This is a genomic window from Flavobacterium sp. TN-1, from assembly GCF_052828645.1.
Genome location: NZ_CM128253.1, coordinates 2,569,974 through 2,593,903, shown reverse-complemented (window position 1 = coordinate 2,593,903; position 23,930 = coordinate 2,569,974). Strand labels below are relative to the sequence as shown.

Here is a 23,930-nt window from a genome sequence, read left to right as displayed (position 1 = left end):
AGCGTTTATAATGGGTTAAAAAACGATTTGTTTTGAACAATTTAGTCAACAAAACAAATAGGTTTTTGCTTATTCTATGCCTTTAATTTTGATTGTTAATTGGGGCTATTTCATTCATAGCTTCAATAATAATTCTGCATCCTTCTTCTATTTCTTGATTTGATAAAGTTAGAGGCGGTGTTATACGTATAGCGTTTCCTTCAAATAATAACCAAAAAAGGATTAATCCTTTTTCTTGGCATTTAAAGATAACTTGATTTGTAATTTCTGGACTATCTGTCATAATAGCTAGCATTAATCCTTCTCCTCGAATCTCTTTTATCAACTTATGTATCAACAATTTACGAAATAATTGTTCTTTTTCCAAACATTGACGCATTAAATCTGTTTCAAGTAATTCTTTTAAGGTAGCTAAACTAGCTGCTGCTATTACAGGGTGTCCCCCAAAAGTGGTTATATGTCCTAATTTTGGATTTTGACTTAATAAATCCATGTGTTTTTCATTGGCAGTAAAAGCACCAACTGGCATTCCTCCTCCCATTCCTTTACCCATCACAACAATATCAGGAATAACATCATAATTCATAAAACCAAATAGTTTTCCTGTACGTCCGAAACCAGGCTGAATTTCATCTAAAATCATTAAAGCTCCTACCTCATCACAACGCTGGCGTACTTTCTTTAAAAAATCATTTTGAGGCTGAATAAATCCAGCTCCTCCTTGAATTGTTTCTAAAATAATACCTGCTGTATGTGACGTAATTTTTTGTAAATCTTCTTCATTATTGAAAGTAATGAAGTTTACATCTGGAATTAATGGACGAAAGGCTTGTTTTCGTTCTTCGAATCCCATAACACTCATTGATCCCATGGTATTTCCATGATACGCATTATAACAAGAAATTAATTGACTACGTCCTGTTACTCTTCGAGCTAATTTAAGAGCTCCTTCTGTTGCTTCGGTACCTGAATTTACTAAATAGGTTTTGTTTAACTGAGTTGGCATATTTTGAGCTAGTAACGTACAAAATTCTACTGCGGGATCTTGTGCGTATTCACCATAAACCATTACATGAGCATACTTATTCATTTGGTCTATGATGGCTTGTTTAACACGTGGATGCTGATGTCCTAGAGTGCAAGCTGAAACTCCAGCTACAAAATCTAAATATTTCTTCCCTTTTGTATCGTATATATAAGAACCTATGGCGTGAGATACTTCCATTCCTAAGGGATGAGGAGAGGTTTGTGCTTGGTATTTATAAAAATCTTTTAACATGATTATTATCTAAATATTCTAAAATAAAAAAGGATAATTTATTTTTTAACTCAGATTATGTATTAAAAATTTATTACTGATAAAAATAATTTTGAATCTAAAAAAGTATTGTTTTTTGTCGTTAATATAGAAAAACTATATCTCTGATTTTTTTTGTATCTTTTACCTTCATCAAAAAATTTAACACATCATCTTGGGTTAAGATAATTTTGAATTATTTTTTATAATTTGATTTATTTTTTTCTTTGTTTGTTTTAATCTTATTGGTTTTATCAAATTCCAATGTTTCTTTAGTAGGACTTAGTGGTACATTGGGCTCTTGTTCTTTTTTCTTAACTTCTGCTTTGGCTTTAGTATCTAGTTCTATTTCTTCTTTTGGAAAAATATCTTCTAGTTTTAAAATTTGTTCGTTTTCTCGCCAAAGAAAACCTTTTAGTTTTCTATCATTTTCGGGAAGTTCATCTTCTGGATAAATTTGACCATCTGGTTTGGTAAAAAACGTAACGCTATCTATTGCATTTCCCTCTCCCATTAACATATTTATTTTACTACTTACATTTTTATTTATACCGATTAAGTCTTGCTTATCATTACGCATGTAGTAAATAACTTCTGTGTTTTTAATCAGATTTACTTCTTTTAATTTATTGTTTATAAATTTACCGTATAAATTAACTCCTTTTACTTGATTAAATCCATCTCCAATAGTATCTTTTGAAATGATAAAAGCATTATTAAACACTTTTAAGGAATCTACTTTTTTAGCAATTGTATCTGAAATAATATGTATTAAATCGCCTGTAAGCTGTCTTTTTTCATTCCAAAACACTGGTTTTCCAATCATTTGAGTAATCCCTTTTTTTTCATTAAAATGAATAGAATCACATTTACCACTCATATCTTTTTTAAAGAAACGAGCATTATTATATCCTCTTATGATTCGATTTTTTGTTTTTCCTGTAATTACAATACGTTTTGCATGAAACCAGACTGAATCTTTCTCAAAAAGACCTGATACTAATGCTTTTTTAGTGATGTACATAGAATCTTTTTTCTTATATACTTCTGCATAATGTCCTTTTATTATTGTTTTATTAATTGTATCTGTTACCTTAACATTATTACGAGCGCGTGCAAAATCATTTTTTCGATTATAATACAAATCTTCTCCTTCTATTATCCGATCTCTATATTTGATTTTAGAACCTCTTTGTAGTTTTCCTTCATCCTTTTTTGTATCATAAAAACCTTTAGTTGTATAAATTGTATTATTGGCGGACGCTATGGTTGAGGGACCAAAAACATACGCATGTCCTGAATTAGTGTAATAATCAAGATGATTTGTGCGAATTGTATGAGTAGGATTATTTACTGTAACAGCCGTTTTAAACTCAAATTTCTTTTGATTTAAATGATAACGTCCTGATTTACTAGTAAGCGTATTTTCAGCATCTCGAATGGTTCCATAGGTATTATAGTAAGCTTGTTGGCTTTTACGATCAAAGTTAATAGTATCGGTAGTTACAGTCATTTTAGGATCCGTCATTACCACATTTCCTGTTGCAAAAGCAAATTTGGTATTTCCATTATATTCGGCGTAACGACTAGACATAGTAAGCGTATCACCTTGAACTAAGTTTACATTTCCAAATGCTTTTACATAATTTTGTTTAGTAAAATGATATGCTTTATTACAAGACATACGTATGCCTTGGTGTAAAATACGAACATTCCCTGTAAAAACAATCGCTCCAGGTACTTCTGTTTCTGATTTGTCCAAAAAATCGGCACCTTCAATTATAATTTGTTTACCTGTTTCTACAGGTAAAGCTTCTATTGGACTAGTAATTTGAGCAGTTGTAATTTGAATACTTAAGAAAGTAACTACAATAAGTATTTTGTATAATATAGAGTTCAAAGTGTTTTTTCTGCCAAAATTAATTAATTATGACCATTTGAGTAATAATATAATCATAAAATTTTAAGATGAAAAGTGATTCTTATTTAATTTTGGTCTCTTTGGTTTATAATCAAAAAATTCAAATGCCCATTTTTTCAAATTCAAATGCCCATTTTTTTACAAAATTACAAAAGGCATTGCTTATCACGCAATGCCTTTTTAAATTAACTTTAAACTCTATTTAAACCATTGTTTTTTTATCTCATTATCATTATGCTATTTTTTTATACAACATTATATCCGTATAATTCGCTTTGTTCACTTGTGTATTCATAGTTTCCATTTTCGAACCGTGAAACGGATTACTCATTGGCGTTTTTGTTTCAATCCACTCACAAAGCTCAACGATTTGACTCTTATTAGACGTGAAATAAAAATAATTTGAGCCTTCCAACACGTTTAAAACGTCTAAATAATCCCTAAGGTTCCAGTAGTCTTTATATGTACTGGCATCAGTTGATAAGTATGGCGGGTCTACCAAAAACACAACATTTTTTCTGTCCTTATACTTCTTGAACAATTCTTTATAATCCATTTGCACGACCTCAATTCCATCCAAATAACCGTCTGCGGTGTAGTTGGATTGTCGCACACAGTTGTACAGCGTAGATTTTTCAAATTCTTTATAACAAGTGGCGTAATTCATACTAAAAAGAATTGAGCTTGAAAGCGTAATATAGTCAACATAGCCTTTGGTTTCCTCTGACTTGACACGCTCTAATACTTGCTCACGTGCCTCTCCTTTAATGAGTTTATCTTTTGGATGATTTACCAAGATTAGCCTAATATCATCAAGCAAAACGTTGGTTTTGTCGATGTTTGCCAGTCGCTGGCTATACCCGTCGAAGTCGTTATAAACTACCGTGGCATTTGGATAATAAGCCTTAACTGTGTGGCTTAATAATCCCGAACCACCAAACATATCTACATAAATGGCATCGGCTGGAAATACATTTAAAGCAGGTTTGAATTGTTTTAAAAACTTTCGTTTTTGCCCCATAAATGGTAACGGAGCGGATGAAAATACTTTCTTCATTTTTTTGATTTTTTTTGATCGATGATTGTTTAATTAAATTTGATGATTGTCTTTGCAAACTCACCTTTTTAGCATAAAAAACCACACTACAGAAGACTTTAGTCCTCCGCTGTGTGGTTTTTGCACTAAAATTAAAAGGTGAGATGTTTAATTTTGCGGAGGACTTTTTTATTCCCTTCCTCCAAAGGAAATTTTACTTTACGGCATCCTGCGAAAATATTAATCCAATTCCCGCTAATACCGCTGTTAAAGCTTCAATAGTTTTTGTTTTGTCATTAACAAACAACAAAACTCCTGACACGATGGAAACAACGCCAGCGGACGTGGTTTTCCAGTTTTTAAAAATTGCTTTCATCATATAAATTATTTTGAGGGACAATATCCTAATCGAACAATACCCATTTTAAATAACCCTGAAGGGCTTGAACCCGTTTTGTTGTACGGAAACACAGAAAAACCACTTAGTTCTGAAACGTTTGTAGTTAGCTCGCTTTCAAAAAGAACTTCGCTTGTTTTTTTATCTGAAATTTTAACGTTATACCCCTGTGCGCTTCGTGTTATTTGTACGTTGTATATGACATCTTTAGCAAATAAAATTCCTGTGTCAATTCTTGTGATATCAGTATTCCGTTTGCTCGCTATTTCAAAGCTTGCGCTTAAAGAAAAGTCAAGACCTGTGAAATCAGTTTCTACTCCTGTCTGTCCAATAGCAATACGCCAGCACGTGTCGTTATAAAATTCAGGGACAGGATTAATCGTCGAATCATATAGAAAATCAACAGATAAACTGTCTCCTATAAAAAGATTAACACCTGATTCAAAAGCATTGATATTCAAATCTGTATTATAGGGAGAGTCACTCATTAATTGGAAGTAATTAACGCCTATATATTTTGAGTGAACAGGGTAAGAACCCGCAGATTTCACATTTGTGAAAAATATATTTGAGGGGTATGAGGTTAAAGGGATATGCCACATCCATTGTTTAGAAGAGTTCAAATCTTTCACGTCAATTTCTTTTATAATATTATCTTTACTTCTTACCAATAGACAACTGTCGGTAAGTCTTCCTTTTGCCACTTTATTAAGGCAAATCGGCTTATTAATAATTTGTTTACTCATTTTAGATTTTAGATTTAGTTTTCAATATTTTAAATAATTCCATAACTGGCAAGCCGTTGCGGGTCACCTTCTAAATAGGTAGCATTTATAAAATGCTCTTCGACAAATCCTACCACAAAATCGCCCGATTCTAAAACGTTATTATTAGCATTTGGTGCTACTTTAAATATCTGCAACTGCCCGACGGGTACAATTCGTGGGTTTTGCTGACTGATTTGGTTGATGCTTTCATAGACTTGGGTAATTCCTTCAATCTGATTGATTGGGATTTTTTCTGACTTGTGCCAAAACGAATCCCATGTAGCACTGAATTGTTCTTCGGTTGGTTTCGAACCTGTTTTAAACCATTTTTTTATGTTTTCTTTCGCTGTCATAGTTCTGTGATTTCGAAATGAATTCTAATAGACTGTACTGTTGATGCAGCTTCGTACAAGCCTACTTTAAACTTGTTGGTGTCGATGATTTTGAATACAGGATTTCCAGCGTCGTCGTCATTCGATATAGTACCTAAAGATTCGACCATTAAGTTTACTTTATAATTAACTGATGGCATTGGATTCAAAAAGCTTACATCTATATAATGATTACCTCCATCGACATAAGATGCTACAACAGCAGAAACACAATCCCCAAAGACAGGAAGGTTTGAGCCTACAGGCTGTCCACCTGTAATATCACCTAAAGTGAAGTACCCTTTGTTTTTAATAGGATTATTGAACGTTGGACGTTTTTCAAGCTCTATAATTCTATCAATTAAGCTTTGAATTATCGTTTTGTCAGCTTTTTTAGGCAACTCTTCATTAACTGTTTTTAAATCCGACGTGAGCTGTATGGTCGATTTTGGGCGTTTGAAATCAGCCCAATTAAAAGTAACTGACCCAATTCCAAACATTGCTTTTCGAACGAATAGAACATCTTTGTTTGTACCGTCTTTAAATTCCCTTTTATAAGCTGTTTCAGTAATTATAACAGTAGGTCCTTTCAGACCTCCAACAAAGTCAAGCACTTCACCGTTGATATACACAACGCCATCGCTCACAGTACCATTGCTTTCCTGACATCCTTTCAAGATGGCAAAATTCCCCGCTAGTTCGCCCAAGCTGTTTAAAAGTTGCCAGCTTGTTTGCATATCTTCTAAAGTTTGGGTTTTGATAGGAAAACCACCACTTTGGTTAATTTTTTGATAATTCATAGTTTTTCTATTCTGTAGCGTTTACCCGCCAGTTTGTAATATTTTATCAAATAGTTTAGTTTATGAATGTTTGCATCCACCAATTCCGACGGCACAAACACTACAAAGTCAACGCCTGTGTTTTCGTATTCATCTTCGGAAAAGACAAAAAGCGTATCATCTAAAAAAACTTCTTCGCCCTCTTCGTCTGTAAAAATGTACTCCTGTTGAAAAGAGTCTCCGTCGTCTATATAAATGCGCCTTAGTGTTTTGTCAAATTCGTCATTCAAAACGGCTTCAAGCTTGCACACTTGCCCATTATGCGCCAGCTTATACCAATCGTCGTCACGCTTCGATTTCCAGGACCTGTAAACGCTGTCAATTGGTTGTACCAAACAATGTAGAAAAGCAATTGTTTTGGGTTTACGCAGTGCTATTGGTAACAGTAATACTGCTAATTTCTTAAAGTCAACTTCATACCACATAATTCAAACTACTTTGGTTGTCTAACTCGAAATAACCTGCCTCGGGGATTGTTTTAATGTTAATACTTTTGAAACCTTCATAACTTCTTGTATCATTATTGTACTTCGAACTTTGAATGTTTGAAATGTTGACATTTTCCACGCCATCAACCTCCCGAAGCTTAGCAATTAAATCGTTTATGATTAACTCACCGTCAAATGGCAAACTTTTCAAATAATTCTTTAAAGCTAATTCTACCGACTTTGAACCAGTTCGAATGTTTACGCCATCATTACCTATAACCAAAGGATTCACGTAAATTTTCATCTGCAAAAGCAGTTTATCGGCGGGGTTGTTCACGATTAAAAACTTCACACCCGCATAGCGTATTTTTTTGATGTAATCCGTAAAACTAACTAGTTCGGAATCGCTTAATTTTCGCAAAATATCGCCTTGTTCGCCTGCAATTTTGATGATTAGTCTTGAACTTTCCACGCCTTCCTCGGGTATGGAACAATACTTCACAATCTTTGACGCTTCAATTTGTTCAGATGTAGCATTTGAGTTATTAAACTGGTCGTCGTCAGGCAATAAATCAAACCCCATTTGAAAGGCTAACGCCATATTTCTGTACCATCTTGCTGTGCCAGGTTTATATTCGTAAATTGCGGTGTCTATTTGGGTTTTATGCGTATCCATCAATTTTTCAAAAGTTTGAATAACGGCAGCATTAATTCTCGTGAAACGATAAAATAGATTAGCTGAACTCAAAGGAGCTTGTATATCTAAAACCGAACTGGTATATAATTCGTTTAAAATTTGATCGTGTATTTCTTTTTCAGTTCGTGCCATTATCGTACTATAAAACTTGAGTTTATAACCATTTCGCCAATGCCTAGTGGTTTATCGTATTGTGTTTGTTCTAATGTCAATCCCGTTGCGGGTTGAAGGTTTCTAGCCTCTAAATATTTTTTGTTTTTTTGGTTAATTGCTATAGTGTTAGGTATTTCTACCTCTTGACCGCTTTGTAAGTCATCGGTAATTGATGAATTGTTATAGAATGCCAATGGATAAGCATTAGAGGCATCACCTGTATAAATGCTGGCTACATCGAACCAGTTCTGTAGCACCTTAACTTTTACTATCATAATTAGCGTCTATTTCTAAATTTCCATCATTCCAACTCAAAGAGTTTACTATCATTCCATCGGCTATAAACTCCTGTCTGATCTCACGCATTAAGCTCTCTGGATTATGCATCTCAGCGTATCGTAAAGCTCCCACGCCTCGGGTAATATTTTCTTTGAATTCGCCTTTATCCACCATAATCAAAATTTTTTGATGCTGGTGCGTGCTTTCTCCAAGTACCAAATCGTTACCTTGAATAAGCAAATCCATATCGTCGTCTAGCATTATATCCTTAGGTATCATTTAAACTTATTTTAAAAGGGATTTAAGTCGTGTTTCAATAGTTTCAAAGTCGGCTGAATTATTTAGTATTTGCGTTGCGCCACTCTGTGCAGTTGCAGTTCCTGTAGTGCTTACTGTAAAACTCATCGCTTTTATATAGCTAACTAAATCGCTAAGAATTGCTTTTAAACTTTCGTTTTCTTTTTTTAAAAGAAACCCTTCTTTGTCAATCTCTAGTAGTGTTTCTTCTACGTAGATGCCTACTTTTTCAAGTTTATCACAAGCGATAACTAACCAATCTTCATCATCTTCAATACGAACCGCAAGCACATAAGAACCAATGGATGGGAGCAACAAAATACTTTTGTTACTACTTTGTACAGGTCGAAGTCTTACGGCTGGTATTTCCTGACCGTCCTCATCTTCAAGGGTACAAATCCAATTTTCCTTGTCAATTGCCTTAACCTTGGCGATATTGCTTACTGCAGGACCATACTGCGAGGCTAAATCTTGAAACCTTTTTCTAAACTCTTCGGGTGTCATGGACTTACGTATGTTAGTTTTATATTTTGTCTACCGCCACTTTTTGAAAATTCCCCCTCAATGCTTTCAATGAAAAAAGTACCTGACTTTTCAGGGTAGCGATACCCGTCAACTTCCACGAGCATTCCCTTTATCATATAAGGTTCTAAAAAACAATTAATACCGCCCTCATATCCCTTATAGTTACTCTTTGTTTGTAAACGATTGGCAATGTCTTTTAAAACATCTGCAGGGAAACCTTGCTTTATTTTTACGGCTTTTTCGTTACTGTATTTTTCAACGTCTGCAGGTGTTTTTTTTACTTCACCCGTGCCTGATTTCTCTTTAATAACTATTTTAGTTGTTTTATCGATTTTACGCTGTTTAAAATCATCATCTTTTATTGTGTTCCAGCCTAATTTTAACTTTACTTTATTTTGTAGCTTACCAAACTTTGTTCCTACATATAATTCATTAAAATTGAAATAAACCGCTAGTTTACATTCCTTTTGCAACCATTCTAAAACTTGTAAACCCCCAGCATTTTTAAAACGAACGTTGCTTAAAGGTATATGAGGTATCTTATCCGCTAGCTTTATTATCGTTCCTTGGCAAACATCAGTTAAAAGCTCTTTTACCGTGGTACTTGCATAGGTTTTACTAAACACTACATCATACAATTGGTAACTATAACCTTCGCATTCTACCTGTAAAGGAGTCCCTGTATTTACTCTTTTTACAAAACCTTCAAATCTTTTTTCATTTCTGCCGTCATAGCCTAGAGCAACTGAAACAAAGTCATTTTCTTGAATTAAATAATCATTTACTTTTTGCCCCTCGGTGTTAGTTTTATCATTTTTTAGATAACTAATTCTAGGTAGTTCTATAGTACAAGTGTCTATAAATCCATTTACATCTGTTTTCCAAACTACCTTGGCAGGTTTTACTTTTTTTAGTCCACCAATGGTGATGTCGCTGGTCATGTAAAACATATTATTCTAAAATTAAATCATCAATAAAATCACTTTCACACGTTAGGCTAAAAGGTCTAATCCAATGTGCTTTGCCTTGTACTTCGGGGAAGTCGAGCGTATTTATCACAATCTGGCAACTTTTATCCAGGAACAATTCAGGATAACCGCCGTGTAATGAAATAGGCTCTTGGCTTTCAAACAAATCCTTTAAAGCTAAAATTTCACTCTCAGGAAATTTTCTGTCTTTACCAATCAAAAAACCTTTAATGGTGAATTTGTAATCTTCAATTGAAAATTGTTCTTTCACTGTACCCTTGCGCTCACTTACTGCCGTTTTTACGATGTTTTTAGCCAATTGAACATTAATTGTACACGCATCTATTTCCAAAACCGCCTCTGTGGATTTCCAAAACGTGACAGGAAACCAAATAGACCGACCGTATAAACCAACCTTATTTAAGGCAATTTGATTTTTTGTATAATGAATAAAATCCTTTGCGTAATTATTTTGCTTGAGCCCCGTATAATTGACCTCTTCACTTTTTTCTTTTACACCGTCTTTATTTACGGAGAAAGGTGTTGCGTTGAAATAGGTTTTATAAAGTCCTACTAAGTTTATTACATTACTCATTTTAAATTACCTTACTTGTGTCTATTAATGTTCTGCCTAAAAATTCAGAAACAATTTTATATATTTGTTCCGCCGTTTCCTGTGCGTTCATTGTATAAAAGTTCAATCCATCGGCATATTTCTCTACATAAATATTTATCGTTTTAGGACCTCCACCTGATACGGTTACTCCTGCACTTTTTCCTGAGCTTGAATTTTCTTGAGCTAGTTTACCTCCAGTAATTAAAGGGCTGTCTTTTATTGGTTCATCCTTGGCTTTTGCAAGCAGTAGTTTTTTGGTTGCCGTTACCTTTATATGTTTTTCGTCGTCTGACCATAAATCTTTAATCATTTTATAAGCCCACTCAACTTTTTCAAAAAAGGGCAATATGAGTTTATCCCAAAGCCAAACCAACGCATCAGCCATTTTACCAATAATTCCGAATGTTTTTTCTAGTAACCAACCTAAAAAGCGAAATATATCTTTTAATAGTTCACTTTTCTTAATAAACTCAATTACACCTTGTACAATATGCCATATTTTAGCCAGCATATTTTGAGCATGGTCAACAACTACTTTGAAAATGTCACGAACAATCGTTACCCAGTCCGACCATTTACTGGTGCCGTTTACAAGGCTCATAATCCAGTCCACGGCTTTACCAACACCATTAGCCATCATATCAATATAGGGCTGAGCTTTTTGTATAGCTGGAGCTATACTATTACTAAATCGAACGGCTAAATCAAGGAGCTTGTTCATCACAGGCGAAAAGGCATCACCTATATCTGTAGCCGCATTACTAAGGTTATCCTTAAACGTACTCCATTTAACCGCTTTGGTTTGCCCTTGTGCTTCGAGTGCTCCAGCATAAATACCGCCTTTAGCTCTAGCCATTTCTAACGCTTTGGATAAATCAGTATAAGAGACGTCCATTTCACGAACTTGCGCAATGCTTTTACCTGTGGACTTGGATAACATTTCGTAAATGTTAATTCCCGCCATTCCAAACTGCTTAATATCCATAGCCGTAGCTTTACCCACGGTTTTTATTTGTTGCATATTAGCTGCCATTCTCGATAAAACATCGTTACCACCACCCACAGCCGCTACGGCATTGGCTAGGTTCATAGTGTCTTTTCTAGCATCTGTAGCATTTAGCTTTGCCGAAATAAGAGCTCTATTAACTTCTAATAAAGAGGCTGTGTCAAAAGGAGTTACGGCGGCATCTTTTCTAATATTAGCGTAAGCATCATTCGCTCCTTTTTCACCTAAAAAGGTTTTCAAACCCGTAATGGCTTGTTCTTTATCCATAGAGCCTTGAATCATAGCACCTACACCGCTACTAACTGCCCCCGCAATTGCGCCCATAGCCTGAGTGGCTACACCACCAACCATAGAACCTAAAGCAATACCGCCAATTCCTAACCCTTTTTTATCACCGCCCGAACCCATACCCGAACTATGATTGTTTGTCTGTCGTTGCAATAAGCTCAATTCTCTTCGAGCTTCACGAATTTGCGAAACTGATGTACTATTACGAATCGTAGTTTCCACTTCTTGAATTCGCCTTTGTATTTCGGAATAACTTTGGGCTAAAATTCGATTCCTGCCTGTGAATTGTTGCGCTTGTTGATTCATGCGAGAAAAGGCACTTTGTGAGGTGGTGGCTAATTGATTCAAGCCACCACTCATCATATCACGCATTCTTACAACAAACTCAACTGTACTACTCATCTTAAATTTTTGTTTTCATACCTTTTTCCCAAAGTTCCAAGGCTATTCCTGTTCTGTAAAAGAAGGTTTCACAACCCCATTCTTTTAAAGCATTAGCTCCAAATTGCATACTCCCAAATACAATAAGGAAATCTAAACCTGCTTTGTTTTTTTTGCAGTCTTCTTTTCCTTTTTGGCTAAGCGCGAAAAAACTCGCCTTTTTTCCCCTCCAAGAAATTATTTACTTGTAAGAACACAAACATAAAGTTGTCTTCATCCTGGATAAGTTCGTAGTCTCCATCAAGCCATAAGGTTTCTACAATCATTAAAACCGCTTTACTCATTCCTACAGTTCCCACACTCATTAGATACTCACCCAAATCCTCAGCTGTAGGCGGTCTAAGAACTGCTAAATAATTTTCAACTTTCAAGAAAATTAACAGGCGATTACCATACATTTGTTTCCATCCGTCCAATTGCGGTTGTCCGAAACGTTCAATAAACACCTCCATTTTATTCTCAACCACTTTCGGCTCTTCTTTTACTTTTTGTTCCCCTTTTGCTCTACGAGCTTGAAAAGGATTTGCATTTGATTTATTCATTTTTATGAGTTGTTAAATTTGTTTGTAATCAATATTCATAGCGATGAAAGGGAGTGTGACCTCTCTGTATTTTGCACCTTGTTCTAAATCCGCTCCCGTTTCGGTGAAGGCTACACCTGTAATGGTATAAATATTAGTAGGGTCAGCAATTCGCTTTTTAAACGAACAGATTAGAACAATAGCTTCGTGCGATACTTCGGTAATATCATCGTACCCTGCTAAAAAGGCGGCTTTGTTTAATGCATCAGCTTCAAAGCCTAGTACTTTTATACTTCCTTCGTACTTTTTGTTCCCGCTTTGTATGTCTATAGGCTCATCGCCAGCACCGTACAAATGTTCCTTTTCAATTGACTTTTTTAAACTAAAACCACGCAGTCCTTTGATGCTTCGGTTTAAGATTTTTATTTCAAATTGCGCCCAAGCGCATTCAGAAGATGTTAAATTGATATTCATACTTAAATGCTTTTAGTTAAACCCATAGTTATCGCAATCCAAGTCATATAACCTAAAGGTTGTATTTTGATTTGCATGCTTAACGTGCTGGTGTTTATTAAATCTTGATCGGTTGGGACTAGTACGTCAACATTGCTTATTTGCCCCTCCATTTTAGAACGGATTTGAGCTTTTACCAAATCCTCTAAATAAGTTGCATCGGCTTTGTTAATGCTACCATCTTTCTCCATTCGTACCGAAGTTTCAATAAGTGCGCTAGTGGTAGCCGTTGCTATTCGTTGGGCTTTGTCCATCAGTCTGCCATGTACTAATATTCGATAGTCGTCAGCACCAGCCATTGTATCTACCGAGTAATAATAACCAGCAGAACCTTCACGGCGATGCATAATGATATAACCAGCATCAGTTAGCGCATCCAATTCCTCATTATAGAATTGCTCAAGAGGTTTGTTGCCTATATAGGCATCTGTTAAGGTTAAAGCTCCGTTTTGTCCATTTCCTAACTTGATATGCGCTGGATATTTGACCGCTCGAGCTAGAGCAGTAGCTACATTAGCCGAACCGTCGCCGTATGAATTTCCTAAAACCACTCCGACGTAACTGTTCTCCGCCCCTTTACTATTAAAAGGGGTTTTTGCAATATCATTGGTTCGTCCTTCAATTAATAATCGAATAGGTCGGTTAATAGATTGTTGATATTGGCAAATGGTTTTACTGGTTAAAATAGCATCCTCTACGTCCTTATCTAAGAACTTCCCCGCCACCATTGTGTAACTTGGAGCTGGTTTACGACAAACTCCTAAAAGCGTGATTCTACCTTGCGCTACCGTCAACAGTTTTTTTACTCCATTGACATTATTGGCATTAACCATATTGTTTAAAGTCATGGTATCTTCTACCCCCATAACCCATAGTTCTTGGTTTCCGCCTAGTTCTTGATAAAAATCCTTGATTTGGCGGTGTAAAAAAGGTTCATCTTCTTGGGTGTACCCTTTTTTTAGGGCATCTTCATAGCCGAAAACGGTTTTTATTACGCCTATGTTTACCGCTTTTTCAGCCGTTGCAACAATTCCAGCAATACCGTCTAAAACTACTATTTGACGCTGTAGATTACCACTAGTGACCGCTACGTTCACTTTAGGCGTTCCGTTTCCTTGTGCCATGATTATTGGTTTTTCTCGTTTAAGATTCTAAGTTTTTCCTTTTCGATTGCCTCTACTAAATCCTGTTTTTTCTGCGTAGGTGCTTCCAAATTCAAAGCAGTAAACAACTTTTTAATCTCAGGGTATTCAGATTTTGTTGTATCGAAATTTAAAATATCCTCTTCACTGAATTGATTCTCTTGTTCGTCTTCCTCTTCTAAATCATCAAATACAGGAGTTTCTTCCCCTCTTGTGAATTTGTCAACTGCATCATCCTTTAGCGTATTGGCATAACTTGCCGCACTCCCTTGTGTGTGAAATACTCGGTTATCACTTGTGATAAAACATTCAGTATTGCCTGCGTGACGCTTAAAATAGTCTTGCGCCAATTCTTTTTTATCTTGATTCATTTCAATTTGTTTTAAATGATTTTTAAACAATTTTTAAAAGTCTTAAAAAGGTTATGATTAAGATGAGTAATACGAGTCCTATAAACACTCTACCCATATTAATTTGGGTAGTTTGCCACCACGTTAATTCCCTTGGAACATATTGCGTTTTAATTTTCAAAACGGTTTTAATTCGCTGGGTGTGGTTCTCCTTGAGTTGAACAGGCACTTCTTGCGATTCCATCTTACATTTTACAGTCAAATAGTTATCCTGTAATTCTACTCCTGGTATTTTCAATATTTCGCCCGGTGTAACGCTGATAGGTCTGTTAATTACAACTTTTCCGTTTTGACACTCTAGTAGTGCCTTATAAAAACTACTATCTTGTTTCGTTTTTATAATGGTGTCTCTAAGGGTTTGCACCTTAATGATAGTGTCGTTCGTTTGGCTTGTAACTGTTGGAGCTAGGGAACTTTTACAAGCTCCCAGCATTCCAACAAGCATTGCAAACAACACAACTCTAAACAAACTAATATTTTTCATACTATATATTTTTGACAATTGAAAATGCATTCCATCGGGTTTGCTCCATTTTCCACCCCATTCAAATCCAGCATCTGTAAAACATTTTACTAAAGCGGCACTCATTGTTGGTTTAGCTCCAAAAGCGTTTTCCTTTTCGTTTATATCTACGGCTAATCCCCAGCTGTGAATGGATAAAGTGCTTTGACCTCTTTTTCTACGGATGCAAAAACAACCATTCCACGAAATAACTTCGGATGTTAATTCTCTATCAATGATGTTTTTAAAAGCCTTTTCTAAAGGTGCTACCATTAATTTATGGCAGTATATTTTTTGTGGTAACACTGGTATTTTCACCCTGATAGCCTCAGGCACTTTCCATACTACCATATATTTTATTTCGAAATCTATATCAGGTTTTCCGAATGCCTTTGTACAGGCTGTTGATGTTATCATAGTTTACCGTCAAGTTGTTTATATTTTTGTAATTCTGATACTAGGCTTTGATTTATACGCATTAAATCATGGTGCTTTTCTTCCAACTTCATTAATGCCTCTGTTGCTTCAGCTAAACGTTTAGCCATGTCATCTAATAATTCACGGTAATATTTAACTGCTTTTACGGCATTATCCAATTCTTTCCCTCGATCTTCAGCTAAATTTTTTCGCCTTGAAAACACCCACATGATTAAAGAGGACAAAAAGGCGGTAATTGAATGTTGAAAAATTTGTTCCATGTTGTCTTTAAAAAAGGTTTCAAAAAGAAGCCTTTTTGCTTATGTTTCTATTCTATGTTCTATTAAGAGCTTTGCACGACTAAGGCAATTCCTTTCCAGTCTTCACGACGGCAACGACCTCCCATTTTTACTAGTCCTGAATGAATGTCGCCGTAGTATAATGGGTTGTCAAAATCTTGAAATAATTTTGTATCACCCACCGATTTTGTCACGCTGTTTTTATGCCAAAACAAACTGGCTAGATTATCCGTCGCCCCTAGTGCTTCTCCTGGTAGTCTAAAAGTACCATCTGCCTTTAAGGCTAAAACAGAACTACGCTCTAAGAAGGTAAAACCAGCAAATTTCCCAATCACTCCATTAGCTAAATCAGCTGTCGCTTGAAATGCCGCCATTTGATTACTCGATAAACTATCCACAAACTCTTGTTGCATATAACTTTCCAACATTGCGTAACGGTTATCTTTAGGCACGTTATCTTTGTCAAATTTTGCTTTAACGGCTTGAACTTCTTTATAAGTCATTGCCTTACGGCTTCCTGTTTGTCCATCTTCGGTATTAACCGCTGTTGATCCACCAGTTGTAGCAAATCTTCGTGAAGTTGGAATATACTCTACAGTTACTCCTCCGCCAACCGTAGGTTTTAATCCTCTAACCCATGAGAATAAAAGTTCGTCACCAATAGTTTCCGCTAACGTGTCCGTATGGTCAGCAAGTACACTGTCCTGTTTTTCGTAGCTGATTTCTAGTTTTTCAGAAGTTAATACTGCGGTTGGGTCAGTTGTAAATACATCAAGTACATAACTAATAGCGGTATCGCCTCGTTGAACTGCCGTAGCCGCTCCAAAACCTCTATTTTTAACCACATTGGGTTTTGCTCCAGCTTGCGGAATATACACAACCGCTCCACCTACTACATGTGCAGATTCATCAAAACATAAATTTAGATGCGGGTTAGTACGTCTTAATTTTTCCACGATATAGGAGTTCCAGAACTCCTGTGGAATTTTAGGGTTTGCCATATTTAATTGGTTTTAAATTTTTCTTTTCTTAAACTCTCGAACAAATCAGGGTACTTAGTTCTAACTATTTCAAGTTCATTACTCGCATATAAATCATCCCACGATTTACCCGCAAATTTTTCAGGTACTGCACCTGAATCTAAATTGTCCATAAGTGACATTTGTGCTGGTAAAGCATCGATTAATTTTTTTAAGCCACTTGGATTAGCCTCGTAGTCTGCTAACAAAGTATTAGCAAGCTCAACGGTTAGTTTTTTATCGGCTTTACCCTTTGCAATTAAATCCTCAACCTCTTTCTTTTGGGTTGCACTTTTCAAGCTGTTAAGCTCTGTAGTCTTATCGCTTAAATCTTTTTCTAACTGCGGTACTTTAGCCGCCGTGTCAATCAAATTGGTTACCGCATTTAGTACATCCGCTTCCGCAGCGGAATCACTTAAATTGAGTGCCGTCAAAATTTGTGCGGCGTTCAGTACTGTTTTACTCATAGGTTCTAAATTATTTGTGAAGTCTGCAAGGTTTAGCGCATTGTCATTCTCATCAAACAGGTTTGCTAATGCGTTGTAATTTCCAGGAATGTCCACTAAGGATATTTCACGAGGAAACCACTTAGTAACCGTTGGCTGTGTTTGTCCTTCCAGTTGTAGTTCTGGAGCGTTTGTGGCTTCTAGGACGACAATTCGCCCAACCGAAGCGGCGTTTAAAAACCCGTTTTCAATTTCTGAAACGGTTTGCTCTCCCTCAGGATGTGATAAGTTTATAACAGGCTTAGCCATTACCTTATCACCTTCTAAACGAAAGTCCTCCCAACGCACAACAATACCATTGTCACGATTATGCATTTTGAAACCTATAGGATTTCTTTTTACTTCATCCAGTAGTAAACCAGAGGTTAAACATCTATAACCGTACACGTTTACCGAGTCGTCAGTTAGACAAAATTCCTTATCGATTTTCTTTGCTTTCTCCACCTTGCGTTTTTTTGTTGATGCAAACTTGCGAATAGTTGCAAACCCTTGAAAATTAACAAGTAAGGATTGCATAGTTTTTTCTTTAAAGGTGAATTTGTGGGCATTTTTGCACTATAAAAGAGTAACAAAATGGGGATTCAGAAGAAAGAAGAGAGGGAGTACGCACGGATTCTATACGTCAACGAGAGAATTACTTATAAGGAAATTGCTAGTCGTGTAAAAGTCACCGAAAAAACGGTGAGCAAGTGGGCGGAAGAGGAAAACTGGGATAAACTCAGAAAAAGCCTTTTGACAACTAAACAAAACCAGCTTACGCATTGGTACAATCAGCTCGAGGCAATTAATGAAAAAGTAGCCTCACGGGATAATATCCCAACCAATACAGAAGCTGATACAATGAGTAAGATTACTTCTAACATTCAAAAATTAGAAGTTGAAACTAACCTGGGCGAATACATCGAGGTAGGCATGAAGGTTTTAACATTCATTCAAGAGATACACCTTGAAGATGCGAAAAAATTTAAGAATTATTACGACGAATTTATAACTGCCAAATTGAAGCATGGCTAAGAAAAAGATAAGCAATAAAGCGTATTTAGACTTATGGAAGCAGTTTTCCGCTAATATGGATAATGCTACGCCTATAGATTTATCCGAATCGCATTCGGATAAACTAAAACGCATCAAACACTTAGAGGCTAATCCCGAAGAGTGGTTTAAATATTACTTCCCGAATTTCTATACCAGTGAGCCTGCCGAATTTCATATAAAAGCCACCAAAAGGGTTTTAAAAAATGCTGAGTGGTACGAGGTGCGCTCTTGGGCACGTGAGTTGTCAAAGTCGGGGCGTACTATGATGGAGGTTGTGTATCTGGTAATGACTAAAAAGAAAAAGAACATCCTTTTAGTTTCTAATTCCTACGACAATGCCGAACGTCTATTATTGCCCTATAAGGTAATTTTTGAATCCAACAATCGAATTATAAACGATTACGGCGAACAAAAAAAGATAGGTTCTTGGGAGTCGGGCGAATTTAAAACGCGAATAGGGGCGTCCTTTCGTGCCTTGGGTGCTGGACAATCGCCAAGGGGTACAAGGAATGAAAACTTTAGACCCGATGTAATTCTTATTGACGACATCGATACAGATGAAGACTGCCGAAATTCTGAAATAATCCAAAACAAAATAAACTGGATAGAACAGGCTTTAATACCAACACGTTCAATATCAAACGGATTACTAATTATCGTTTGCGGTAACATTATTGCTAATTATTGTTGCGTTACCGAAATGGGTAAAAAAGCCGATAGATGGGACGTGATAAATATTAGAGACAATGAAGGTAAAAGTACCTGGCCTCAAAAGAACACCGAAGAAGCCATAGACCGAGTTTTAAATACTATTAGCCACGAATCTTCACAAAAGGAATATTTCAATAACCCTATGGATGGAGGTGATACGTTTAAGAATATTCTTTTTGAAAAATGTCCGCCTCTTCGCTCTTGTAATGGTGTGGTTATCTATGCTGACCCCGCTCCAAGTGATTCAGAGCTTAAACAATCATCCAGTAAGGCTGTGGTTATTTTAGCTAAAAAAGGATTGTTTTACTACATTTATAAAGTTTGGCTTGATCAAATGACAAACGCAAAATTTTGTGAGTATTTATTTGAAGCTCATTTGATTTGTAAAAATGCACAGGTTGACCCTGTGTATGTTTATATTGAAAATAACAAGCTTCAAAACCCTTTTTATGAACAAGTGCTTTTGCCTCTCATTTATAGAATTTCGCAAGAAAGACAAACGGTTTTGCCTATTCGACCAGATGAGCGAAAAAAGCCCAATAAGTACGTGCGTGTTGAGGGAACACTAGAGCCACTCGTGCGATTGGGATACTTGCTTTTTAATATTAAAGAATTGATGAACCCACACATGGAGAGACTCGTTTCACAGTTTAAAAACTTTAGCCCTAAAGCCAAAAAAATAGATGGTCCTGATGCCGTGGAAGGAGGTGTGAAAATTCTTGAAAATATTGAAATCACACAAGCAACGGGCAATATTGAAACAATTCCAAGAAAACCAAATAAACACAGAGCTTAATTATGTTAGTGACTATTGAAGATTTAAAAACGGAAATGTACACTGAGGTGCTCTCAGTAATTTCACGTGGCGACCGTGACGAACTAAAAAAACAACTTAAAGCAGCGGAGGACTTTGCTAAAGCCTACCTTTTTAAATTTGATTTAAAAGCCCTTTTTGGTGATGCGCAAACACCGCCAATAATTCATGATGAAATGCTAACAAAGGCTATTAAAGTTATTGCTAGCTATTTCATTGTCCGAAAGGCAAATCCTAGCGGAAGCATCGAACTCTTTCGGGAAGATTGGCTTTTGATGGTCGGAACGGAGAAAGAACCAGGATGGCTCACGGATATTAAAAAAGGTATCATAGTTCCTGACTGGCCACTAAAACCTGATAATCCACAAACGGTAGAAGACGAAAGCCAAAAGGCAAATGGAGTTTTTTGGAACTCCGAAAAAAAACGAATTAACAGATTTTAAACGATGGAAAAAAAAGACCAACAATACATTATACACGATTTAACGTTTGTAGCGCCCGATCGTAATCGTAAAGATATTGCTAACTTGAAAACTGCCGTAATAACGGCAGAAGCCATACATTACCCAAGCCGTGTGCAATTGTATGACTTATACCATGACCTGCTTTCTATGGATGGTTATTTAAAGGGAGTCGTTGAAAAAAGAATCAATTCGGTAGTAAACAAAAAAATTAAGTTTACTAATACGCAAGGGCAAGAAGATGAGAATTTAACCAAACTGATTACTTCTTTGCACGGTCGCAATTTAATTACCAAAATTATTGAAAGTGAACTATGGGGGATCTCAGGCGTTGAGTTTAAAATTGGCGACGAATTTGCTTTAGAGGAAATTCCACGCAAACACATTAAACCCGAAAAAGGAATTATAGGTAAAAGCCAATACAGTATTAGTGAAGCAGATGGTTTCAAATACGACGACATGCCTATGGTGTGGGTTATTGGTAATAAAACAAATTTAGGCTTATTACTAACTTGCTCCTTGTATGCCGTTTACAAACGTGGTAATTGGGGGGATTGGGCGCAATATGTTGAAATATTCGGGCAACCTGTACGAATTGCTTATTATGATGCGTACGATAATTTAACCAAAGAGGAATTAAGAAAAGCACTTACTAAAAGTGGTACATCACTGGCTATTATGCTACCCAAGCAGGCGCAATTTGAAATGAAAGACGGTAAGGCTAGTAATGGCGACGGTAAACTTCAAGACACCTTTAAAAGAGCGTGTAATGAAGAAATGGCAATTGCTATTTTAGGGAACACCGAAACCACATCGTCAAGTAAAAGCTCTGGTTATGCTCAGAGTAAAGAACACGGGGAACAACAAGACGAAATAACCGCCTCCGACCTTATTATGGTAGAGAACTACCTTAATAGCAAAAAGTTTTTTGCTATTCTAAAAACGTATGGTTTTAATCCCGAGGGTGGAAAATTTGCATTTGATCTGGAACTTAATTTAGCCAAACTTAAACAACGTTTGGAAATTGATACAGTCGTTTGCGAAAAAGTACCCATTGACGACGACTATTGGTATAGCACCTATGGTATTCCCAAGCCAAAAAATTACCTGCAGTTAAAAAAACAAATGCAGGAGAAACAAGCAAAAGAAATACTCCCTGAGAATAAGGACAGTGAGGTGGAAAAGCAAAGCAAGGAAAAACCTCAAAAAAAACCTAAAGAAAACGTCTTAGAGGATAAGAAAAAGAAACGTTTAATGGATGGGTTTCTTAATAGATTAGCCGATTTTTTCGACCAAGCCCAACACTAGTTGGGCAAATCAATACACTATATAGTGACACGTGCGACTGTTGCGGTGGAGCATTACCTGATCTAATTGACCAATCGGGGTGGGATGATATATATGACCGAATTACAAAAAAAATACTTCAGGGAGATATTGAAGCTATACCCTTAGATATGTATTTCAAAACTGCGGAAATATTAATGGACGCTGTTTATCAAGGTTTGGGAGCTACGCAATTTGAATACGACGACCAAAGGGCGGGTTTAGGAGCGCACCTCCAGCACAATATTTTTGCTTTTAGTGCGGCTAAGTCTTTTACTCAGTTATTGCATTTTAGAGATGCTATGCTGGATGACGAAGGTAAAATACGTAGCTATACTTCTTATCGCAAGAAAATAGCCGATGCGGGATTATTATTTAATGATCGCTTCCTTAACACAGAATTTAACACAGCACAACAAAGTGCTATTATGGCGCATAAATGGGCGGTTTTAGATACTGAGTATTTAGAGTTTTCAACCGTGGGCGATGACCGAGTGCGTCCAGAACACGCTGTACTGGATAAGTTCACGGCTTTAAAATCGGATCCAGTATGGAAAATAATTTACCCGCCTCTAGCATTCAACTGCAGGTGTACTGTTATACCAGGAAAGAAGGTTAATAATGAAAAGAAAATGACTGCCATTGAAGCCGCTAAAGCAATTAACCCGCATATTAAAAACACGCCTTTTGATAATAATGTAGGGTTGAGTAGATTGATTTTCAATGACAATCACCCGTATTTTAAAAATGTAGATGGTGAGGTTAAAAACCTGAGCTGGCAACAATATGGTTTGCGTTCATTAGAGCAAATTAAAACTAACAAACTCCCTGAGTACCCAAAAACAAGTTTACAAGAATATTATGCTTGGTGGGATAAACAAAAAAAGCACACAGGCGATGACTTTATTTTAAGAGATGTATTAGGACAAGACATCCTTTTTCCTTCACATGAAGGTAAAAAAAGAAAATCGTACGATTTATTTAAAGAACATATCTTAAAAAAACAAAAAGAAAATCGTTTTGAATATGGAACAGAAGCCACTAATATCATAAAAGATCCCGACGAAATATGGTTTAATACTCTAGATGATAATTCTAGGTTTTACATTAAGTACTATGAACAAGCTACATTAAAGTTGGTTGTAAATGAAAAAATGGAAGCAGTGACCCTATATGACATTAAAGAGCAAAACACAGGAGAATTGAACAGAACAAGGAAAGGAGTGTTACTTTTTAAGAAATAAAAAAGCACCTCGTTAGAAGGTGCTTTTTAGTCAAGGCGGCGATTATAGCCGAGATTGTTTAGACCTCCTATAACCATAGTCATTTCTGACCTCTTGACACTACAAATATACATTTTTTTTAAAACCGATAACATGACACCGCAAGAATTTGAACAAGCACTTAGAAACAATGCAAGAGAGGTCAGACAATACGCCTCCGTTGCCTTCCCTCGTGTAGCGGGTGAACTTACCTTACGTTTTATCAACGGTAATTTTAGAGCTCAGGGGTTTCAAGGCGCAACCTTTAAGAAGTGGAAAAAAAGTAAAGGCACTACACTTGTGAAAACGGGTGCTTTACGGTCGGCAACTTTCTTTACAACACAGAATGGTCAAGCGACCATTAAAAATAATATGCCTTATGCTAAAACGCATAACGAGGGATTCAAGGGAGTAGTAAGCGTAAAAGCACATACCCGCAATACGTATAAAACAGAGCGTGTAGGAACGGGTTTATTTACTCGTAATGGTACGGAACGCACCCGAAGCGTAACGGTTAAAACTGGAGAAAGAACCGTAAAGGCACATACTCGTAATGTAGATATTGAAAAACGCCAATTTATGCCTATAGACCAAAACGACAGTCCAACTTTAAACAATGCAATAAAAAGGGAAGTTACACGAGATTTAAAAAACTTATTAAAATAA

General features: G+C 36.2%; 29 protein-coding genes. 6 read left to right on the top strand and 23 right to left on the bottom strand.

The features are described 5' to 3' along the window. Nucleotides 1-82 precede the first annotated feature (82 nt). The 23 genes from ACUXZJ_RS11585 to ACUXZJ_RS11475 form a co-directional block, all read right to left on the bottom strand. Nucleotides 83-1,279 carry an aspartate aminotransferase family protein gene (locus ACUXZJ_RS11585; RefSeq protein ID WP_088419125.1) on the bottom strand — a complete coding sequence of 399 codons (1,197 nt, stop codon included), beginning with the start codon at nucleotides 1,277-1,279 and terminating at the stop codon, nucleotides 83-85. A gap of 214 nt (nucleotides 1,280-1,493) precedes the next feature. Beyond that, on the bottom strand, nucleotides 1,494-3,197 hold the full coding sequence (locus ACUXZJ_RS11580; protein ID WP_446195057.1) for an OstA-like protein: 1,704 nt from the start codon (nucleotides 3,195-3,197) through the stop codon (nucleotides 1,494-1,496). 253 nt (nucleotides 3,198-3,450) lie between these two features. Further along, nucleotides 3,451-4,275: a DNA adenine methylase gene (locus tag ACUXZJ_RS11575; RefSeq protein ID WP_446194996.1), complete on the bottom strand. Its 825-nt coding sequence runs from the start codon at nucleotides 4,273-4,275 to the stop codon at nucleotides 3,451-3,453. 193 nt (nucleotides 4,276-4,468) lie between these two features. Next, nucleotides 4,469-4,633 carry a hypothetical protein gene (locus ACUXZJ_RS11570; RefSeq protein ID WP_163444998.1) on the bottom strand — a complete coding sequence of 55 codons (165 nt, stop codon included), beginning with the start codon at nucleotides 4,631-4,633 and terminating at the stop codon, nucleotides 4,469-4,471. Between the two features lie 5 nt (nucleotides 4,634-4,638). Continuing rightward, entirely contained in the window at nucleotides 4,639-5,397 is a 759-nt protein-coding gene (locus ACUXZJ_RS11565; RefSeq protein WP_446194994.1) for a hypothetical protein, read from the bottom strand. Nucleotides 5,398-5,426: 29 nt separating this feature from the next. Further along, the gene (locus tag ACUXZJ_RS11560; protein ID WP_446194992.1) at nucleotides 5,427-5,771 is read right to left on the bottom strand and encodes a hypothetical protein; all 345 of its coding nucleotides are present in this window, start codon (nucleotides 5,769-5,771) and stop codon (nucleotides 5,427-5,429) included. After that, nucleotides 5,768-6,589, bottom strand: coding sequence for a hypothetical protein (locus tag ACUXZJ_RS11555; protein WP_446194991.1), 822 nt, complete (start codon nucleotides 6,587-6,589; stop codon nucleotides 5,768-5,770). Before ACUXZJ_RS11555 ends, ACUXZJ_RS11560 begins: the two co-directional genes overlap by 4 nt. Next, the gene (locus ACUXZJ_RS11550; RefSeq protein WP_088418382.1) at nucleotides 6,586-7,053 is read right to left on the bottom strand and encodes a hypothetical protein; all 468 of its coding nucleotides are present in this window, start codon (nucleotides 7,051-7,053) and stop codon (nucleotides 6,586-6,588) included. The genes ACUXZJ_RS11555 and ACUXZJ_RS11550 overlap by 4 nt, the downstream gene beginning before the upstream one ends. Continuing rightward, nucleotides 7,043-7,885: a nucleotidyltransferase gene (locus ACUXZJ_RS11545; protein WP_446194989.1), complete on the bottom strand. Its 843-nt coding sequence runs from the start codon at nucleotides 7,883-7,885 to the stop codon at nucleotides 7,043-7,045. Before ACUXZJ_RS11545 ends, ACUXZJ_RS11550 begins: the two co-directional genes overlap by 11 nt. Further along, nucleotides 7,885-8,181: a hypothetical protein gene (locus ACUXZJ_RS11540; RefSeq protein ID WP_446194987.1), complete on the bottom strand. Its 297-nt coding sequence runs from the start codon at nucleotides 8,179-8,181 to the stop codon at nucleotides 7,885-7,887. The genes ACUXZJ_RS11545 and ACUXZJ_RS11540 overlap by 1 nt, the downstream gene beginning before the upstream one ends. Beyond that, nucleotides 8,165-8,464: a hypothetical protein gene (locus ACUXZJ_RS11535; protein WP_446194985.1), complete on the bottom strand. Its 300-nt coding sequence runs from the start codon at nucleotides 8,462-8,464 to the stop codon at nucleotides 8,165-8,167. The genes ACUXZJ_RS11540 and ACUXZJ_RS11535 overlap by 17 nt, the downstream gene beginning before the upstream one ends. Nucleotides 8,465-8,470: 6 nt before the next feature. Next, on the bottom strand, nucleotides 8,471-8,986 hold the full coding sequence (locus tag ACUXZJ_RS11530) for a hypothetical protein (RefSeq protein ID WP_446194983.1): 516 nt from the start codon (nucleotides 8,984-8,986) through the stop codon (nucleotides 8,471-8,473). Then, nucleotides 8,983-9,948, bottom strand: a complete 966-nt coding sequence (locus ACUXZJ_RS11525; RefSeq protein ID WP_088418767.1) for a hypothetical protein — start codon at nucleotides 9,946-9,948, stop codon at nucleotides 8,983-8,985. Before ACUXZJ_RS11525 ends, ACUXZJ_RS11530 begins: the two co-directional genes overlap by 4 nt. Nucleotides 9,949-9,958: 10 nt before the next feature. Next, complete coding sequence (locus tag ACUXZJ_RS11520; protein ID WP_088418765.1) at nucleotides 9,959-10,570, bottom strand: DUF6046 domain-containing protein; 612 nt, start codon at nucleotides 10,568-10,570, stop codon at nucleotides 9,959-9,961. Between the two features lies 1 nt (nucleotide 10,571). After that, nucleotides 10,572-12,287, bottom strand: a complete 1,716-nt coding sequence (locus ACUXZJ_RS11515) for a tape measure protein (protein WP_446194981.1) — start codon at nucleotides 12,285-12,287, stop codon at nucleotides 10,572-10,574. Nucleotides 12,288-12,463: 176 nt separating this feature from the next. After that, nucleotides 12,464-12,868 (bottom strand): hypothetical protein, encoded by a 405-nt coding sequence (locus ACUXZJ_RS11510; RefSeq protein WP_376777271.1) that lies wholly within the window; start codon nucleotides 12,866-12,868, stop codon nucleotides 12,464-12,466. 12 nt (nucleotides 12,869-12,880) lie between these two features. Further along, a complete protein-coding gene (locus ACUXZJ_RS11505; RefSeq protein WP_376777272.1) occupies nucleotides 12,881-13,321 on the bottom strand; it encodes a hypothetical protein in 441 nt (146 codons plus the stop codon). Nucleotides 13,322-13,323: 2 nt separating this feature from the next. Further along, nucleotides 13,324-14,484 carry a DUF2586 family protein gene (locus tag ACUXZJ_RS11500; RefSeq protein ID WP_446195055.1) on the bottom strand — a complete coding sequence of 387 codons (1,161 nt, stop codon included), beginning with the start codon at nucleotides 14,482-14,484 and terminating at the stop codon, nucleotides 13,324-13,326. A 2-nt stretch (nucleotides 14,485-14,486) separates the two neighbouring features. Continuing rightward, on the bottom strand, nucleotides 14,487-14,873 hold the full coding sequence (locus tag ACUXZJ_RS11495) for a hypothetical protein (RefSeq protein WP_446195053.1): 387 nt from the start codon (nucleotides 14,871-14,873) through the stop codon (nucleotides 14,487-14,489). A 22-nt stretch (nucleotides 14,874-14,895) separates the two neighbouring features. Continuing rightward, nucleotides 14,896-15,831, bottom strand: coding sequence for a M15 family metallopeptidase (locus tag ACUXZJ_RS11490; protein ID WP_446194978.1), 936 nt, complete (start codon nucleotides 15,829-15,831; stop codon nucleotides 14,896-14,898). Then, nucleotides 15,828-16,112 (bottom strand): cell wall anchor protein, encoded by a 285-nt coding sequence (locus ACUXZJ_RS11485; RefSeq protein ID WP_088418749.1) that lies wholly within the window; start codon nucleotides 16,110-16,112, stop codon nucleotides 15,828-15,830. The genes ACUXZJ_RS11490 and ACUXZJ_RS11485 overlap by 4 nt, the downstream gene beginning before the upstream one ends. A 62-nt stretch (nucleotides 16,113-16,174) precedes the next feature. After that, complete coding sequence (locus tag ACUXZJ_RS11480; RefSeq protein WP_446194975.1) at nucleotides 16,175-17,131, bottom strand: hypothetical protein; 957 nt, start codon at nucleotides 17,129-17,131, stop codon at nucleotides 16,175-16,177. Nucleotides 17,132-17,133: 2 nt separating this feature from the next. Continuing rightward, on the bottom strand, nucleotides 17,134-18,171 hold the full coding sequence (locus ACUXZJ_RS11475; protein WP_446194973.1) for a phage protease: 1,038 nt from the start codon (nucleotides 18,169-18,171) through the stop codon (nucleotides 17,134-17,136). A gap of 57 nt (nucleotides 18,172-18,228) precedes the next feature. On the opposite strand from ACUXZJ_RS11475, the gene ACUXZJ_RS11470 reads away from it, so the two are divergent. The 6 genes from ACUXZJ_RS11470 (at nucleotide 18,229) to ACUXZJ_RS11445 (ending at nucleotide 23,930) form a co-directional block, all read left to right on the top strand. After that, on the top strand, nucleotides 18,229-18,669 hold the full coding sequence (locus tag ACUXZJ_RS11470; RefSeq protein WP_376777279.1) for a DUF1804 family protein: 441 nt from the start codon (nucleotides 18,229-18,231) through the stop codon (nucleotides 18,667-18,669). Beyond that, nucleotides 18,662-20,197, top strand: a complete 1,536-nt coding sequence (locus tag ACUXZJ_RS11465) for a hypothetical protein (protein WP_446194971.1) — start codon at nucleotides 18,662-18,664, stop codon at nucleotides 20,195-20,197. Before ACUXZJ_RS11470 ends, ACUXZJ_RS11465 begins: the two co-directional genes overlap by 8 nt. A gap of 2 nt (nucleotides 20,198-20,199) precedes the next feature. Continuing rightward, the gene (locus tag ACUXZJ_RS11460; RefSeq protein ID WP_446195052.1) at nucleotides 20,200-20,658 is read left to right on the top strand and encodes a hypothetical protein; all 459 of its coding nucleotides are present in this window, start codon (nucleotides 20,200-20,202) and stop codon (nucleotides 20,656-20,658) included. 3 nt (nucleotides 20,659-20,661) lie between these two features. After that, nucleotides 20,662-21,984 (top strand): phage portal protein family protein, encoded by a 1,323-nt coding sequence (locus tag ACUXZJ_RS11455; protein ID WP_088418739.1) that lies wholly within the window; start codon nucleotides 20,662-20,664, stop codon nucleotides 21,982-21,984. Nucleotides 21,985-22,133: 149 nt separating this feature from the next. Next, on the top strand, nucleotides 22,134-23,246 hold the full coding sequence (locus ACUXZJ_RS11450; protein WP_163444989.1) for a minor capsid protein: 1,113 nt from the start codon (nucleotides 22,134-22,136) through the stop codon (nucleotides 23,244-23,246). A 132-nt stretch (nucleotides 23,247-23,378) separates the two neighbouring features. After that, nucleotides 23,379-23,930, top strand: coding sequence for a hypothetical protein (locus ACUXZJ_RS11445; protein ID WP_088418735.1), 552 nt, complete (start codon nucleotides 23,379-23,381; stop codon nucleotides 23,928-23,930).

Excerpts from the sequence above, each read along its gene's own strand:
- ACUXZJ_RS11585 (WP_088419125.1), bottom strand. The coding sequence starts at position 1,279 with ATGTTAAAAGATTTTTATAAATACCAAGCACAAACCTCTCCTCATCCC.
- ACUXZJ_RS11575 (WP_446194996.1), bottom strand. The coding sequence starts at position 4,275 with ATGAAGAAAGTATTTTCATCCGCTCCGTTACCATTTATGGGGCAAAAA.
- ACUXZJ_RS11570 (WP_163444998.1), bottom strand. The coding sequence starts at position 4,633 with ATGATGAAAGCAATTTTTAAAAACTGGAAAACCACGTCCGCTGGCGTT.
- ACUXZJ_RS11565 (WP_446194994.1), bottom strand. The coding sequence starts at position 5,397 with ATGAGTAAACAAATTATTAATAAGCCGATTTGCCTTAATAAAGTGGCA.
- ACUXZJ_RS11560 (WP_446194992.1), bottom strand. The coding sequence starts at position 5,771 with ATGACAGCGAAAGAAAACATAAAAAAATGGTTTAAAACAGGTTCGAAA.
- ACUXZJ_RS11555 (WP_446194991.1), bottom strand. The coding sequence starts at position 6,589 with ATGAATTATCAAAAAATTAACCAAAGTGGTGGTTTTCCTATCAAAACC.
- ACUXZJ_RS11550 (WP_088418382.1), bottom strand. The coding sequence starts at position 7,053 with ATGTGGTATGAAGTTGACTTTAAGAAATTAGCAGTATTACTGTTACCA.
- ACUXZJ_RS11545 (WP_446194989.1), bottom strand. The coding sequence starts at position 7,885 with ATGGCACGAACTGAAAAAGAAATACACGATCAAATTTTAAACGAATTA.
- ACUXZJ_RS11540 (WP_446194987.1), bottom strand. The coding sequence starts at position 8,181 with ATGATAGTAAAAGTTAAGGTGCTACAGAACTGGTTCGATGTAGCCAGC.
- ACUXZJ_RS11535 (WP_446194985.1), bottom strand. The coding sequence starts at position 8,464 with ATGATACCTAAGGATATAATGCTAGACGACGATATGGATTTGCTTATT.
- ACUXZJ_RS11530 (WP_446194983.1), bottom strand. The coding sequence starts at position 8,986 with ATGACACCCGAAGAGTTTAGAAAAAGGTTTCAAGATTTAGCCTCGCAG.
- ACUXZJ_RS11525 (WP_088418767.1), bottom strand. The coding sequence starts at position 9,948 with ATGACCAGCGACATCACCATTGGTGGACTAAAAAAAGTAAAACCTGCC.
- ACUXZJ_RS11520 (WP_088418765.1), bottom strand. The coding sequence starts at position 10,570 with ATGAGTAATGTAATAAACTTAGTAGGACTTTATAAAACCTATTTCAAC.
- ACUXZJ_RS11515 (WP_446194981.1), bottom strand. The coding sequence starts at position 12,287 with ATGAGTAGTACAGTTGAGTTTGTTGTAAGAATGCGTGATATGATGAGT.
- ACUXZJ_RS11510 (WP_376777271.1), bottom strand. The coding sequence starts at position 12,868 with ATGAATAAATCAAATGCAAATCCTTTTCAAGCTCGTAGAGCAAAAGGG.
- ACUXZJ_RS11505 (WP_376777272.1), bottom strand. The coding sequence starts at position 13,321 with ATGAATATCAATTTAACATCTTCTGAATGCGCTTGGGCGCAATTTGAA.
- ACUXZJ_RS11500 (WP_446195055.1), bottom strand. The coding sequence starts at position 14,484 with ATGGCACAAGGAAACGGAACGCCTAAAGTGAACGTAGCGGTCACTAGT.
- ACUXZJ_RS11495 (WP_446195053.1), bottom strand. The coding sequence starts at position 14,873 with ATGAATCAAGATAAAAAAGAATTGGCGCAAGACTATTTTAAGCGTCAC.
- ACUXZJ_RS11490 (WP_446194978.1), bottom strand. The coding sequence starts at position 15,831 with ATGATAACATCAACAGCCTGTACAAAGGCATTCGGAAAACCTGATATA.
- ACUXZJ_RS11485 (WP_088418749.1), bottom strand. The coding sequence starts at position 16,112 with ATGGAACAAATTTTTCAACATTCAATTACCGCCTTTTTGTCCTCTTTA.
- ACUXZJ_RS11480 (WP_446194975.1), bottom strand. The coding sequence starts at position 17,131 with ATGGCAAACCCTAAAATTCCACAGGAGTTCTGGAACTCCTATATCGTG.
- ACUXZJ_RS11475 (WP_446194973.1), bottom strand. The coding sequence starts at position 18,171 with ATGCAATCCTTACTTGTTAATTTTCAAGGGTTTGCAACTATTCGCAAG.
- ACUXZJ_RS11470 (WP_376777279.1), top strand. The coding sequence starts at position 18,229 with ATGGGGATTCAGAAGAAAGAAGAGAGGGAGTACGCACGGATTCTATAC.
- ACUXZJ_RS11465 (WP_446194971.1), top strand. The coding sequence starts at position 18,662 with ATGGCTAAGAAAAAGATAAGCAATAAAGCGTATTTAGACTTATGGAAG.
- ACUXZJ_RS11460 (WP_446195052.1), top strand. The coding sequence starts at position 20,200 with ATGTTAGTGACTATTGAAGATTTAAAAACGGAAATGTACACTGAGGTG.
- ACUXZJ_RS11455 (WP_088418739.1), top strand. The coding sequence starts at position 20,662 with ATGGAAAAAAAAGACCAACAATACATTATACACGATTTAACGTTTGTA.
- ACUXZJ_RS11450 (WP_163444989.1), top strand. The coding sequence starts at position 22,134 with ATGTATTTCAAAACTGCGGAAATATTAATGGACGCTGTTTATCAAGGT.
- ACUXZJ_RS11445 (WP_088418735.1), top strand. The coding sequence starts at position 23,379 with ATGACACCGCAAGAATTTGAACAAGCACTTAGAAACAATGCAAGAGAG.